The 13,811-nt window shown below is 69.2% G+C and carries 9 protein-coding genes; 6 read left to right on the top strand and 3 right to left on the bottom strand.

The annotated features are described in order from the left end of the window. Positions 1–117: 117 nt before the first annotated feature. Positions 118–1,032 (top strand): glycine betaine ABC transporter substrate-binding protein, encoded by a 915-nt coding sequence (locus L8M95_RS02905; RefSeq protein ID WP_260487837.1) that lies wholly within the window; start codon positions 118–120, stop codon positions 1,030–1,032. A 107-nt stretch (positions 1,033–1,139) separates the two neighbouring features. On the opposite strand, the gene L8M95_RS02900 is transcribed toward L8M95_RS02905, so the two are convergent. The 3 genes from L8M95_RS02900 to L8M95_RS02890 form a co-directional block, all read right to left on the bottom strand. Then, positions 1,140–4,961 (bottom strand): multifunctional oxoglutarate decarboxylase/oxoglutarate dehydrogenase thiamine pyrophosphate-binding subunit/dihydrolipoyllysine-residue succinyltransferase subunit, encoded by a 3,822-nt coding sequence (locus tag L8M95_RS02900; protein WP_260487836.1) that lies wholly within the window; start codon positions 4,959–4,961, stop codon positions 1,140–1,142. Between the two features lie 130 nt (positions 4,962–5,091). Further along, positions 5,092–5,787, bottom strand: a complete 696-nt coding sequence (locus L8M95_RS02895; RefSeq protein ID WP_260487835.1) for a hypothetical protein — start codon at positions 5,785–5,787, stop codon at positions 5,092–5,094. An 82-nt stretch (positions 5,788–5,869) separates the two neighbouring features. Beyond that, positions 5,870–7,204: a D-arabinono-1,4-lactone oxidase gene (locus L8M95_RS02890; protein ID WP_260487834.1), complete on the bottom strand. Its 1,335-nt coding sequence runs from the start codon at positions 7,202–7,204 to the stop codon at positions 5,870–5,872. A 141-nt stretch (positions 7,205–7,345) separates the two neighbouring features. Here L8M95_RS02890 and L8M95_RS02885 point away from each other — a divergent pair, with 141 nt between their 5' ends. Genes L8M95_RS02885 through L8M95_RS02865 form a run of 5 tightly spaced genes read left to right on the top strand, consistent with a single transcriptional unit; the run spans position 7,346 to position 13,801 of the window. Continuing rightward, complete coding sequence (locus L8M95_RS02885; protein ID WP_260487833.1) at positions 7,346–7,984, top strand: TetR/AcrR family transcriptional regulator; 639 nt, start codon at positions 7,346–7,348, stop codon at positions 7,982–7,984. A 25-nt stretch (positions 7,985–8,009) separates the two neighbouring features. Beyond that, positions 8,010–9,173, top strand: coding sequence for an alanine racemase (locus L8M95_RS02880; protein WP_260487832.1), 1,164 nt, complete (start codon positions 8,010–8,012; stop codon positions 9,171–9,173). Next, positions 9,170–10,504 (top strand): M20/M25/M40 family metallo-hydrolase, encoded by a 1,335-nt coding sequence (locus tag L8M95_RS02875; RefSeq protein ID WP_260487831.1) that lies wholly within the window; start codon positions 9,170–9,172, stop codon positions 10,502–10,504. Before L8M95_RS02880 ends, L8M95_RS02875 begins: the two co-directional genes overlap by 4 nt. Next, the gene (locus L8M95_RS02870) at positions 10,501–11,730 is read left to right on the top strand and encodes an MFS transporter (protein WP_260487830.1); all 1,230 of its coding nucleotides are present in this window, start codon (positions 10,501–10,503) and stop codon (positions 11,728–11,730) included. Before L8M95_RS02875 ends, L8M95_RS02870 begins: the two co-directional genes overlap by 4 nt. Before the next feature lie 55 nt (positions 11,731–11,785). Beyond that, on the top strand, positions 11,786–13,801 hold the full coding sequence (locus L8M95_RS02865; protein ID WP_312027439.1) for a DEAD/DEAH box helicase: 2,016 nt from the start codon (positions 11,786–11,788) through the stop codon (positions 13,799–13,801). Positions 13,802–13,811: the final 10 nt, after the last annotated feature.

The following is a 13,811-nucleotide window of genomic DNA, read 5'->3' as shown; positions in this document are numbered from 1 at the left end:
CTGACAGTATCCGCCCAGCGGGGCGTCGGGGCGACGACGGCCGTGCGGGGCTGGGAGAATGACCCACATGGTCTCCGCGTCGCCTGACGCGGCCGGTGTGAGGAAGGACGTGGTCGGGTGCGGCGGACGTGGGAGCGGACCGGGCGTGGTGCCGTGGTGCTCGCGGGAATCGTGGGGATGGCGCTGTCCGGCTGCCAGGCGCAGTCGTCGATCGTCCCGGCCCACCGGGACGATCCTGTGGTCGTGGTCGAGACGGCCTCGTTCGGCGAGGCCGAGATCGTCGGCCACATCTACGGCAACGCCCTCGTGCGGTCCGGATGGCGGGTGACCGCCCGCCCACAATCCGGGACCCAGGACGAGGTGATCGAATCGGTGGTGGCGGGGGAGTCGACCTTCACGCTCGGGTTCACCGGTGAGCTGCTCCGGAGGTTCGACCCGAATTCCACCGCGGTCGGGTCCGACGAGGTATACACCGCCATGATGGCCGCACTCCCCGAAGGGGTGACCGCCGCTGATCCGGCGCCCGCCGAGGACGCCCCCGTGTACGTCGTCACGCGGCACACCTCCGAGTCCCAGGGTCTGCGCACGATGTCCGATCTGGCCGGGAGGTGCGGTGGATTCACCCTCGGTGCGCGGGAGGAGGCCCTGGCGGATCGCGAGTTGGCGTCCGCCGTCGGTGCCACCTACGACTGTGGCTTCGGCCGACGGGTGGCGATGGGTCCGAACCCCCGCGCGGTGTTCGACTCCCTGCGTGCCGGAGAGATCGGGGTGGGGCTGGTTCAGTCCGCCGACCCGGTCCTCCATCCGGAGGACATCGTGCCGTTGGACGACGACGAAGACGCGATCCTCGCGCAGAACCTGGTGCCGGTGTTCCGCAAGGGCTCGCTCTCGGAGGATCAACTGGCCCTGGTCAACCGGATCAGCGGGGAGCTGACCTCGGATGATATCCGGGAGCTCCTGTTGGGGATCGAGTTCGGTTCCGCGACCCCCGTGTCGTTGGCGAACTTCTGGCTGGACGAGCACGGCTACTGACGTCACGGTGACCAGGCCCGGACCCGGGCCCGTGGCGTGGTCACCACCGTGGTGGAACACGACGGAGGGCCCGACCGCCGAGCGGTCGGGCCCTCCGTCTCACGCCGTCAGTCGAACGCCTGGTCCACCAAGGCCTTCTGCTCGACCGCGTGGACCTTGCTCAGGCCCGTGGAGGTCGCGGCCATCGGTCGACGCGAGACCCGCTTGATCGGCGGGAACTCCGGGATGACCTCCGGCAGGTTGAGGGCGAGGAAGCTCCACGCACCCTGGTTGGCCGGCTCCTCCTGGACCCACCGGACCTCGGTGAGGTTCGGGTAGTGCCCGAGGGCTTCACGCAGGCGACGGAACGGGATCGGGTGGATCTGTTCCAGTCGGACGATCGCGATGTCGTCGCGGCCCTCCTTCTCCTGGCGGGCGGCGAGCTCGTAGTAGAGCTTCCCGGAGACCAACAGCATGGTCTTGACCTTGCCCGCGTCCTTCGAACCATCAGCGAACGTCGGGTCGTCGATGACGGAACGGAACTTCCCGGTGGTGAAGTCCGAGATCGCGCTGACGGCCTTCTTGTTCCGCAGCATCGACTTGGGCGTGAAGACCACCTGCGGTCGCTTGATGCCGTCGGTGGCATGACGACGCATGAGGTGGAAGTAGTTCGCCGGGGTCGACGGCTGGGCGACGGTCATGGAACCCTCGGCACACAGCTGGAGGAACCGCTCGATGCGGCCGGACGTGTGGTCCGGGCCCATCCCCTCGTGGCCGTGCGGCAGGAGGAGCGTCACCGACGACTTCTGGCCCCACTTCGCCTCACCGGAGGAGATGTACTCGTCGATGATGGTCTGCGCGCCGTTGACGAAGTCACCGAACTGCGCCTCCCACAGCACCAACGCCTCGGGGTCACCCACCGAATAGCCGTACTCGAACCCGACGCCCGCGTACTCGGTGAGCGCCGAGTTCCACACCTCGAACCGGCCCTCGGCGTCCTCGAGGTTCTGCAGCGGCGAGTAGGTCTCGGAGGTGGTCTTGTCGACCACCACCGCGTGGCGCTGGGTGAAGGTGCCGCGCTGCGAGTCCTGCCCGGCAAGCCTCACCGTCCGGCCCTCCCTGACGAGGGAGCCGATCGCGAGGAGCTCCGCGAACGCCCAGTCGACGTTTCCGTTGTAGGCCATCTTCTGGCGCGCCTCGTAGACCGGCTTGACGCGCGAGTGGATGTGGAAGTCCTCGGGCAGGTTTCCGAAGGCGTCGCCGATGGCGTGGATGACCGACTCGTCCACCGCTGTCACCAGACGCTTGGGCAGCGGCTGGTTGGGCAGGATCGACTCGGACGCCTTCACCGGATGCTTCTCGAGTTCACGGACCTCGTTGAAGACCCGTTCGAGCTGGCCCTGGAAGTCGCGGAGGGCATTCTCCGCCTCCTTCTCGGTGATGTCGCCACGACCGACCAGATCCTCGGTGTAGGACTGACGGACGCTCTTCTTGCCGTCGATCACCTCGTACATCCGCGGCTGCGTCATCGACGGGTCGTCGGCCTCGTTGTGTCCGCGACGGCGGTAGCAGACGAGGTCGATCACGACGTCCTTCTTGAACTGCTGACGGAAGTCCATCGCCAGACGCGCCACCCGCACACATGCCTCGGGATCGTCACCGTTCACGTGGAAGATCGGTGCGCCGATCATCTTGGCGACGTCCGTGGAGTACTGGCTGGACCGGCCGGCCTCCGGCGCCGTCGTGAACCCGATCTGGTTGTTGACCACGATGTGGATCGTGCCGCCGGTACGGTAACCGTCGATCTGGGAGAGGTTGAGGGTCTCGGCCACGACACCCTGGCCGGCGAACGCGGCGTCACCGTGCAGCATGAGCGGCACGACCGGGTACTCCGCCCGCCACTCCGGGTCCTCGATGAGGTCCTGCTTCGCCCGGACGATGCCCTCCAGGACCGGGTCGACGGCCTCGAGGTGCGACGGGTTAGCGGTGAGCGAGACCTTGATCTCGTTCTCGCCGAACATCTGGTACTGGATGCCCTCGGCGCCCAGGTGGTACTTGACGTCTCCCGAGCCGTGGGCGGCCGAGGGATCCATGTTGCCCTCGAACTCGGTGAAGATCTGCCGGTACGGCTTGCCCACGATGTTCGCGAGGACGTTGAGCCGCCCACGGTGCGGCATGCCGATGACGACCTCGTCCAGCCCGAACTCGGCGGCCTCGTCGATGACGGCATCCATCATGGGGATGACCGACTCGGCGCCCTCGAGGGAGAAGCGCTTCTGGCCGACGTACTTGGTCTGGAGGAAGGTCTCGAAGGCCTCGGCCGCGTTCACCTTGGACAGGATGTACTTCTGCTCGGCGACGGTCGGCTTGTCGTCGACACCCTCGAGGCGCTCCTGGATCCACTGGCGCTGCTCGTTCTCGAGGATGTGGGTGTACTCGATACCGATCTTGCGGCAGTAGGCGGCGCGCAGTGCCGACAGCACGTCCCGCAGCCGCATCTTGTCCTTGCCGACGAACCCGCCGACGGAGAACTTGCGGTCGAGGTCCCACAGCGTGAGCTCGTGCGAATTGACATCGAGGTCCGGGTGGAAGGTGCGTCGTCGCTTGGCGTGCCTGCCGTCGAGCGGGTCGATGTCGGCCATCAGGTGGCCGCGGTCGCGGTAGGCGGCGATCAGCTCGAGGACGCGGGCGTCCTTGTCGACCCGGGGATCGGTGATGTCCTGACGCCACCGGACCGGCTCGTAGGGGATGCCGAGGACGTCGAAGATCTCGTCGTAGAACTCATCGGCGAGCAGCAGTCGGTGGATCTCCCTCAGGAACTCGCCGGACTCGGCGCCCTGGATGATCCGGTGATCGTAGGTCGAGGTCAGCGTGGTGATCTTGCCGATCGCGTTGTTCGCCAGTTGCTCGTCGCTCGCGCCCTGGAACTCGGCCGGGTACTCCATCGCGCCCACGCCGAGAATGGCGCCCTGGCCCACCGTGAGACGGGGGACCGAGTGCACGGTGCCGATGCCGCCGGGGTTGGTCAGCGAGACGGTGACGCCGGAGAAGTCCTCCATCGTCAGTTTGCCCTCACGGGCGCGGGCGACGATGTCCTCGTAGGCGTCGAGGAAGCCGCGGAAGTCCAGCTTCTCGCAGTGTCGGATCGCCGCGACGACCAGGGAACGACCGCCCTTGGTCTTCATGTCGATCGCCAGACCGAGGTTGATCCCGGACGGGGTCACCACGTTCGGCTTGCCGTCGACCTCGTCGTAGTGGTTGTTCATGTTCGGGTAGGCCTTGATGGCCTGGACCATGGCGTACCCGATGAGGTGGGTGAAGGAGATCTTGCCACCGTGTGTGCGCTTGAGGTGGTTGTTGATGACCACCCGGTTGTCGATCATCAGCTTCGCCGGGACCGCGCGGACCGACGTGGCGGTCGGCAGCGTCAGCGACGCGTTCATGTTCTTGACGATCGCGTTGGCCGCCCCCCGCAGGACCTTGCTCTCCTGCTCCTCGGGCGGGCTGTAGACGGGGCGGGAAGGCCTCTTCGCCGCCGCGTCGGGTTTGTCCCGGGTCTCCGGGGTGCGTACCGGGGCGGGCACGCCCTCGCCGCGGGCCTTGCGCTTGGGCGAGGCGTCCGACGCGGGCTTGGCGGCGATGTCCTTCGCCGACGCCTCCGGGGTGACGTCGTCAACAGTCAGCTCGGACGCCTTCTTGTCCTGCTTCCCCGCACCTCCGCTGTCCCCACCTCCCGACCGCGGCCGGCTGCTCTTGCCGGAGTCCCCACCCGACTTGCCGGGGGAGGTGCCGTTGGTCGAGCCACCGCCGGAGGAGGAGGCGGCCTCCGGGTTGGCGTCGAAGAACTCGTGCCAGGACTTGTCCACGGAGGACGGGTCCTTGGCGAACCGCTCGTACATCTCGTCTACGAGCCACTGGTTCTGTCCGAACTGTGAGACGTTGTTGCTCACGATCTCTTGGTGCCTCTCTGGTTCTGTGGTGGGTTTCACACGTCGATTGGATCCAGGCTAGACCTTCTGCCCGCACAGGGCTCCGCGATCTCACCTGACAGGGGGATGCCGCCGGGCCGTCACCCGTGGTTCATGTGGCCGGCCAGGAGTCCGGGGGCGCACCGAACGTCGACGCGGCGGTCTCGACGACCGTGCGGCCCAACCTCCGGTTGCCCCATCCGCCCACGGCGGCACCGAGGCCGGCGGGGGCCATCTTGCCCAGGGCCAGACCCGCCCGCTTGACGGCGAACTTCCGGACGAAACGGCTCATCATCCGGCGGTTGACCGATGCCAACCCGGGCACTCGCAGGGCCCGACCCGCGAGAGAACCGCCTGCCGCCGACCCGCCTGACGAACCGACCGCGTTGGCCAGGAGGGCGGTGCCGGAGGCGCCCAGCATGACCGTCATGACCAGCAGCTCCTCGTGCTCGCCGTAACGGACGTCGACGCCGTGGACCTCGGCCACGGCGAGGGTGTAGAACGCGGTCGCCTCGAGGAACACGAGCGACTCCGCGCCGATCGCTCCGAAGGCGATGACGGTGCCGATGCCCGGGACGGCGGCGGTGGCCCCGACGGCGGCGCCGGAGGCGGTGACCGCGTTGAGGAACCGGCTGTCCAGTCGCCCGAGGATCTGCGAGGGGCTCTCGTCGGGGTGGCTCTCCCGTAGCCCGCGGACATAGGCGCGGGCGGCACCGGCCTGGCTACGGATCGCCCGGCGCAGGGCGGCCGTGATCACCCCCGCGGCCGGACCGGAGATCTCTGATTCAGCGGGGACTCGATCGGGCACTGGTCACTCCTGGGGTTCGGGGCGGCGAGGGGCTGGGCCGGGTTCGAACCCCCACCGTACGTAACCGGCGCGGGACCGTGTCCTACGGCAGCACACGCTCGGTGTATTCGTTGGCGAAGACGCGGTCGGGGTCGAGACGGTCACGGACGGAGACGAAGTCGTCGAAATGGTCGACCATCGCGGCCAGGTCCTCGGCGGCGCGGGTGTGCATCTTGCCCCAGTGCGGTCGCCCGCCCGCCGCGAGGAAGATCGCCTCCGCCAGTCGGAAGAGTTCGGTGTGGTCCATCCGGTGGTATTGGTGCACGGCGACGTAGCAGACCTCCCGTCCGTACGCGGTGGACATCCACACGTCGTCGGCGGCGGCGAACCGGACCTCGACGGGGAACGGGGTGACGATCCCGGAGCGATCGATGGTGTCCCGCAGGTCCCTCAGCACCCCGGCCGCCGCCTCGACGGGTACCGCGTACTCCATCTCGCGGAAGCGGACTCGTCGCGACGAGGCGAACACGCGGTAGCTGCGGTCGGTGAAGTCGCGGGCCGACAGCGCCCGTGAGGCGAGCCGGTTGAGGCGAGGGGTGAGCGCCGGTCGTCGGGTGGCGGTCCTGCACACCATCTCGAACGCCTCGTTGGAGAGGAACTCGTCGCTGACCAGTTCCCGGATCCGTCCCACCGGCCGGAGTTCGGTGTCGCCGGGGAGTCTGGTGTTCCGCTTGACGTTGATCGCGTCCGTGTGGGGGAACCAGAAGAACTCCGCGTGGTCGGCGGACCGCGCGAAGCCCTCCAGGTCGGTCAACGCCGCCGACAGCGTCCACGGTCGCTCCTCCGCCCGGAGGGCGAAGGCGGGGACGCAGCGGATCGTCATCTTGGTGATGATCCCCAGTGCCCCGATACCGAGACGGGCGGCCTCGAACACCTCAGGTTCGGACTCGCGCGAACACGTGAGCACCGTGCCGTCAGCGGTGACGAGTTGCAGTCCCACCACGGTGGCGGGGAGCCCGGGTGCCGCGCACCCCGTGCCGTGCGTCCCGGTCGACACCGCGCCGGCGAGGGACTGCTCCGCGAAGTCACCGAGATTTGGCTGCGCCAGACCGAGTTCCCACAGAAGCGGTCCCAACCGGTGCAACCGGGTGCCCGCCCAGACGGTCACGTCGGCACCCTGCACACGGCCATCCCCGTCCCGGGTGGGGACGATGGACTCCACTCCGGCCAGGTCGTCGAGCGACACGAGCACGCCGTCCGTCGCCGCCGCCGGTGTGAAGGAATGGCCCGCGCCGACGCACTTGACCCGGGTCCCCCGGTCCGCCGCCCGCGCGACCACGTCACTGACCTCGGCGACGGTGGTCGGGAGCGCCCGGCCCGAGGGTGACGCCAGCACGTTGCCGGCCCAGTTCTGCCAGGTCACTCCCGAGGTCGTCATGGCTGGACACGTTACCTGTGGGGAGCGGGATGCGATGCGGACCTGGACCATCGACCTGAACCGGGGGCCACGCGCCCGCGAGGTCGGGGGACGATGCGGTTAACGGTGTCCACGTCACGCTCGCCGACGTACGATGGACGAGTGACCAGACGACTTCCTGCCGATCAACGCCGGGCGCAACTTCTCCAGGCCGCCCTCGAGATCGCCGAACACGACGGCCTGGGTGCGGTGACCGTCCGTGGTGTGGCCGAACGTGCCGGCGTGTCGCTGGGCGTCGTCCACTACTGCTACACGGATAAGGAAGAGCTTCTCCGCGAGGTCATCGGGGCCGTGAACTCGGAGGTGCACCAGGCCGCCCACGCGTTTGTGAGCGTCGACTTCGATTCCGGGATCCGCGGGACCGAGGGGCTGCGCCGTCGACTGTACGAGGCGATCGATCTGATCTGGGCGGTCATCTCCGCGTCGCCCGATCGGCAGTTGCTCACCTACGAGATCGTGTCGTACTCGCTGCGGACCCACGGGTTGCCCGAGGTCGGCCTGGCCCGCGACCAGCAGGAATCCAACGAGGCGATCGTCCGCTCCGTGCTCGAGCGCACCGCGCAGTCCGCCGACGTCCGCTGGGCGATGGGGCTCGACGACATGGTGCGCGTCGTCCTGTCGATCATCACGGGCATCAGTCTGAGGTGGCAGATCTACCGCAACGACGACGAGGCAAACGATCTTCTCCACAGGGCCGTCGACCTCGTCGTCCGGGACGCGCGGCCGGTCGACGGTGCCTAGCGCGGCGGGTGGGGGACCACCCGGCGTGGTCGACGTGCTCGAGGCCGCGACCGCCGGGTTGGAAGCACCCCTCGCCGCGCTGCACCTACCGAGCCTGCGGGCGAACCTGGCCGACCTGCGGCAGCGGGCCGGGGGTACGAGGATCCGCATAGCGAGCAAGTCCGTGCGAGCGCGTGGCGTCCTTCGCGAGGTCCTCGGCGACGGACTGCGCGGCGACGAGACGGTCCGCGGGATCATGGCCTACTCGCTCGACGAGGCGTTGTGGTTGGTGGAATCGGGTTGCGACGACGTCCTGATGGGATATCCGACCGTCGACCGCTCGGCGCTCGCGCGCCTGGGAGCCGATCCACTGGCACTGGAGTCGGTCACACTCATGGTCGACGATCCGCGCCAGCTGGCGATCGCGCGGGAGGCGGGGGCCACCGGAGCGAAGGTGTGCATCGACGTCGACTGCTCTCTGCGGCTGGGGCCGGTCCACCTCGGGGTGCGACGGTCCCCGCTCCGCGGACCGGACGACGTGGCGCCGCTGGTGCGTCACGCTGTCGACTCCGGCTTCAGGGTGACGGGCGCGATGTTCTACGAGGCGCAGGTGGCCGGGGTGCCGGACGACGTCCGGGGGATCGGCATCGTCAAGCGACTGTCCATGCGCCGGCTGCTGGGCATCCGCCGGGCGGTCGCGTCGACGATCGAGGAGATCTCCGGGCGGCCACCGGAGATCATCAACTCGGGGGGCTCCGGATCCGTCGCCGAGAGCGCGGCGGCACCCGCCGTCACGGAGGTCACCGCGGGGTCGGGCCTGTACGTCCCCGGACTCTTCGACGCCTATCGGACGTTCACCCCTCGGCCGGCGTTGATGTTCGCCCTCCCCGCCGTACGGACGCCGGCCCGGGGCCTGACCACATTCCTCTACGGGGGATATGTCGCCTCGGGCGTCCCCGGGAGTGACCGTCTGCCCGTTCCGGTCGCACCGGCGGGCATGCACTACCTGGGCAGGGAGGGGGCCGGGGAGGTCCAGACTCCCGTGCACGGTGAGGTGGCCATCGGTGGGCGCGCGTGGTGGCGCCACGCGAAGGCCGGGGAGCTGTGCGAGCGGTTCGACACACTGCACGTGGTGGACGAGACTGGGAACGGGCCCGCCGTGGTGGACCGCTGGCCCACCTATCGTGGTGAAGGGAAGTGTTTCGGATGACCGACGCCCAGCAGGCGTCCGAGCAGGCGCGGGAGCGGATGCATGCCGAGGCCGTCGCGATCACGGCAGACCTCGTGTCGATCGATTCGACCAACACCGGTGACCCCGCGACGATCGGCGACGGCGAGACGAGGGTGTGCCGCCGGATCGCGGAGTACCTCGACGAGGTCGGCATCGCGAGCGAACTGGTGGAGTCGGTCCCGGGTCGCGGGAGCCTGTTCGCCCGGGTCGAGGGCTCCGACCCGGGGGCGGGTGGCTTGGTCGTGCACGGGCACGTCGACGTCGTGCCCGCGGTCGCCGAGGACTGGACCGTCCCGCCGTTCGCCGGCCAGATCCGTGACGGTTGGCTCTACGGGCGGGGCACCGTCGACATGAAGAACATGATCGGCATGATGCTCGCGGTCGTCAGGCACTACCGGCGCGAGGGCATCGTCCCGCGGCGCACACTCCTGCTCGCGTTCTTCGCGGACGAGGAGGCCGCCGGGATCATGGGTGCCAAGTGGATCGTCCGTGAGCGGCCCGAGATCTTCGACGGCATGACCCAGGCACTCAGCGAGGTGGGCGGGTGGTCCGTGCCCGTCGACGGACGCCGCCTCTATCCGATCGCCGTCGCCGAGAAGGGCGTCGCCTGGGCCACGGTCACCGCGCACGGTACCGCCGCGCACGCGTCCCGGCCTACCCGGGACAACGCCGTCGCCGCCATCGCCGGCGCGGTTCACCGCGTGGCGGACCTGGAGTTCCCGGTCGAACCGACCGAGGCCAACACGGCGCTCGCCGCAGCGGTCGGACGGATCGCCGGTGGAAGCGGTGAGATCGCCGACCTTCCGGAGCGCCTCGAGGTCCTCGGGCATTTCGGGCCCCTCGTGGCGGCGTCGCTGTCCCACACCGCCTCCCCGACGGTCCTGTCCGCTGGGTACAAGACCAATGTCATCCCCACCGAGGCGCACGCGGAGATCGACTGCCGTGTGCTCCCCGGGGGCGAGGACACGTTCCGGGCCGAGATCGAGCAGGAACTCGGCCCCGACGTCTCTGTCGAGTGGATCTGGGAACCGCCGATCGCGGCCCCCGCCGACGCCCCGTTGGTGGAGGTGATCCGCGAGGCCGTCACCGAGTCCGATCCCGATGCCGTGGTCGTGCCCTACCTTCTCCCGGCCAGCACGGACAACAAGCACCTGGCCCCGCTCGGGATCGATGGGTACGGATTCGTCCCGCTGCGGGTGCCGGACGAGTTCGACGTCTTCGGTCATTTCCACGCGGTGGACGAGCGGGTACCGGTGGACGCACTGCACTTCGGAGCCGACGTGCTCGCCCGCGTGCTCCGGTCCGCGTGAGGGGCGCGCTCACGGGTAACCCCGCGCCGCGTACCCGGTTGCCGGCGGACGTCTGGGTGCTGGTCGCGGCGGCGTTCGCCGTCGCGATCGGCTACGGACTGGTCGCCCCCGTGCTGCCCCAGTTCGCCCGCAGCTTCGACGTATCGGTGACCGCGGCGTCGGTCATCGTCAGCGCGTTCGCCTTCTTCCGGTTGGTGTTCGCCCCGGCCGGCGGGTTCCTCGTCGACAGGCTCGGTGAACGATGGGTCTACATGTCCGGCCTGCTCATCGTGGTGGTCTCCACGTTGGCGACGGGGCTGGCCCAGAGTTACTGGCAACTCCTGGTGTTCCGGGGGCTGGGCGGGCTCGGGTCGACCATGTTCACCATCTCCGCCATGGCCCTGCTCACCAGGCTGTCGCCGCCCGGCGCGCGGGGTCGGATCGCGGGGCTGTACGCCACGGCCTTCCTCATCGGCAACATCGGCGGCCCCGTCCTGGGCGGACTGTTGGCGGGGTTCGGGATGCGCATCCCGTTCTTCGTGTACGCGGGCACTCTGCTGGTGGCGACCGGCGTCGTGGCGGTCTTCCTGCGAGGGGGCCGACGCCCCTCGGCCGACGACGGGGCGACCGGTCAGGAACCCCTCCTGGTGGGCGAGGCACTCCGGCACAGCGGGTATCGCGCCGCACTGATCTCCAGTTTCGTCAACGGGTGGACGTCGTTCGGTGTGCGGGTCGCGATCGTTCCGCTGTTCGCCGCGGCGAACTTCGATGCCGGAGCCGGCATCGCCGGGACCGCCCTCGCCTCGTTCGCGGTGGGAACCGCATCGGTGGTCTCGTTCGCGGGATGGCTGTCCGACAGGTACGGGCGGCGCCCGATGGTGATCCTGGGGCTGGTGATCTCCGGTGTGACGACCCTCGTCCTGGGATGGTGCGACACCGTCCCGCTCCTGGTGGCGGCCTCGGTCATCGCCGGGATGGGCGCGGGCATCCTCAACCCGTCGCAGCAGGCCGCGGTCGCCGATGTGATCGGCGCGGACCGGGCCGGCGGCAAGGTCCTCGCAACCTTCCAGATGGCCAGCGACTCCGGTGCGATCCTCGGCCCGATCGTGGTGGGACTCGTGGTGGACCTGCTGGGCTACAAGACGGGCTTCGCCGTTTCCGGCGTGCTGCTGCTGGTGGCCGTGGTCCCCTGGATCGTCGCCGAGGAGACCCACGGGTCCGCGGATCGCGCGACGACGGGGGAGTGACCTGCGCACGGCGTGTCGCTCATCGGGCCCCCGACGCCGTAGCATGTAAGACCTCATGGACAACAATGACGAGGACCGTACCGCCACCGCCGGCGACGAGGTCGACACCGACGCCAGCACCCCCGAACCAGCCGCCGCCCCCGCGGACTCCGGCACCGCCACCGCCACCGCAGCCGCCTCATCGGCGGGAGGAGAGGACGAGCCCGAGGTGACCTTCGCCGACATGGGGCTGGCACCGGCCGTCGCGCAGGCGGTCAAGGACGTGGGTTACGAGGTCCCCTCGGCGATCCAGGCGGCGACGATCCCGCTGGTACTCGAGGGGCGGGACGTCGTCGGGCTGGCGCAGACTGGTACGGGCAAGACCGCCGCGTTCGCGTTGCCGATCCTCTCGCTGATCGATCCGGCGGTGAAGAGCCCCCAGGCCCTGATCCTGGCCCCGACCCGCGAGCTCGCCCTCCAGGTCGCCGAGGCGTGTGTCACGTACTCGGCGAACATGCCCCAGGTGAACGTCCTCCCCATCTACGGCGGTCAGGCGTACGGCATCCAGCTCTCCGGGCTGCGGCGCGGTGCCCAGATCATCGTCGGCACCCCCGGCCGTGTGATCGATCACCTCAAGAAGGGCACCCTCGACCTGTCGGGTCTGCGTCACCTCGTCCTCGACGAGGCCGACGAGATGCTCGCGATGGGCTTCCAGGAGGACGTCGAACGGATCCTCTCGGACACCCCGGAGTCGACCCAGGTGGCCCTGTTCTCGGCGACCATGCCCGCGGCGATCCGTCGTATCTCGCAGAAGTATCTCACCAATCCGACCGAGGTGAAGGTCGCGTCCAAGACCTCGACGGCACCGACCATCTCGCAGCGATACGTGCTGGTCAACCACCGGGACAAGCTCGACGCCCTGACGCGGATCTTCGAGGTCGAGGACTTCGACGCGATGATCCTGTTCGTGCGCACCAAGTCCGCGACCGAGGAACTGGCGGAGCGGCTCCGGGCACGCGGGTTCTCTGCGGCGCCCATCAACGGTGACATCCCGCAGAATCTCCGGGAGCGCACCATCGAGGCGCTGAAGGACGGACGCACGGACATCCTGGTCGCCACCGACGTGGCCGCCCGAGGCCTCGACGTCCCGCGGATCAGCCATGTCGTCAACTACGACATCCCGCATGACACCGAGTCGTACATCCACCGCATCGGTCGCACCGGCCGCGCCGGCCGGAGCGGTCAGGCGCTGCTGTTCGTCACCCCCCGGGAGCGGCGACTCCTCTCGCAGATCGAGCGCGCGACCCGCCAACCGCTGACCGAGATCCAGCTCCCGAGTGTGGACGACGTCAACGAGATGCGGATGGCCAAGTTCGCGCAGTCGATCACCGAGAGCCTCGAGGACCCGAGCATCGCGCTCTTCCGCCGCCTGGTGGAGGAGTACGCCTCCGAGCATTCCGTGTCGATGTCCGACATCGCGGCAGCACTGGCGACCCAGTCGCGGAATTCGGACGACTTCCTCATGCGTGAGCCCGAGCGTCCGCAGCGCCGGGACGACCGCCGGGACGATCGCCGCGATCGGCCGGCACGGGAGTTCTCCGACGGCCCGCGGCCGTCGCGCTCCGGGAAGAACATGGCGCAGTACCGGATCGCGGTGGGCAAGCGGAACAACGTCAAGCCCGGCTCGATCATGGGGGCCCTGGCGAACGAGGCCGGTCTCCGGGGTGGCGACATCGGACGCATCTCGATCCGATTCGACCACTCCATCGTCGAACTCCCGGCGGATCTCCCCTCGGACCAGCTTAATTCCATGAAGGGCATCCGGGTGGGCGGTTCCGAGATCGACATCCGCCCGGATTCGGGCGCACCGTCCGGGCGCCCGTCCTCATTCCGGGACGACCGGGGTGGCAAGCCGCGTGGTGGCGGGCCCCGCCGCGATGACCGCGGTGACCGTGGCGACCGGTTCAACGACCGTCGCGGTGACCGACGGGACGACAAGCGCGACGACCGCGGGGGCTTCCGCCGTGGTGAGGACGACCGCCGAGGTGGCGGGTTCCGCGGGCGTTCCGCTGGTGGTCCCGACCGTCACTGATTCCCCGCGC

Origin of the sequence: Dietzia sp. B32 (genome assembly GCF_024732245.1) — a bacterium.
Lineage (GTDB): Bacteria > Actinomycetota > Actinomycetes > Mycobacteriales > Mycobacteriaceae > Dietzia.
The sequence above is the reverse complement of the archived record's forward strand: the minus strand, read 5'-3'. Positions and strand labels throughout refer to the sequence as shown.

Bases quoted from the DNA above. Each gene is read 5' to 3' on its own strand.
- L8M95_RS02890 (WP_260487834.1), bottom strand. From the start codon at position 7,204: ATGACGACCTCGGGAGTGACCTGGCAGAACTGGGCCGGCAACGTGCTG.
- L8M95_RS02875 (WP_260487831.1), top strand. From the start codon at position 9,170: ATGACCGACGCCCAGCAGGCGTCCGAGCAGGCGCGGGAGCGGATGCAT.
- L8M95_RS02865 (WP_312027439.1), top strand. From the start codon at position 11,786: ATGGACAACAATGACGAGGACCGTACCGCCACCGCCGGCGACGAGGTC.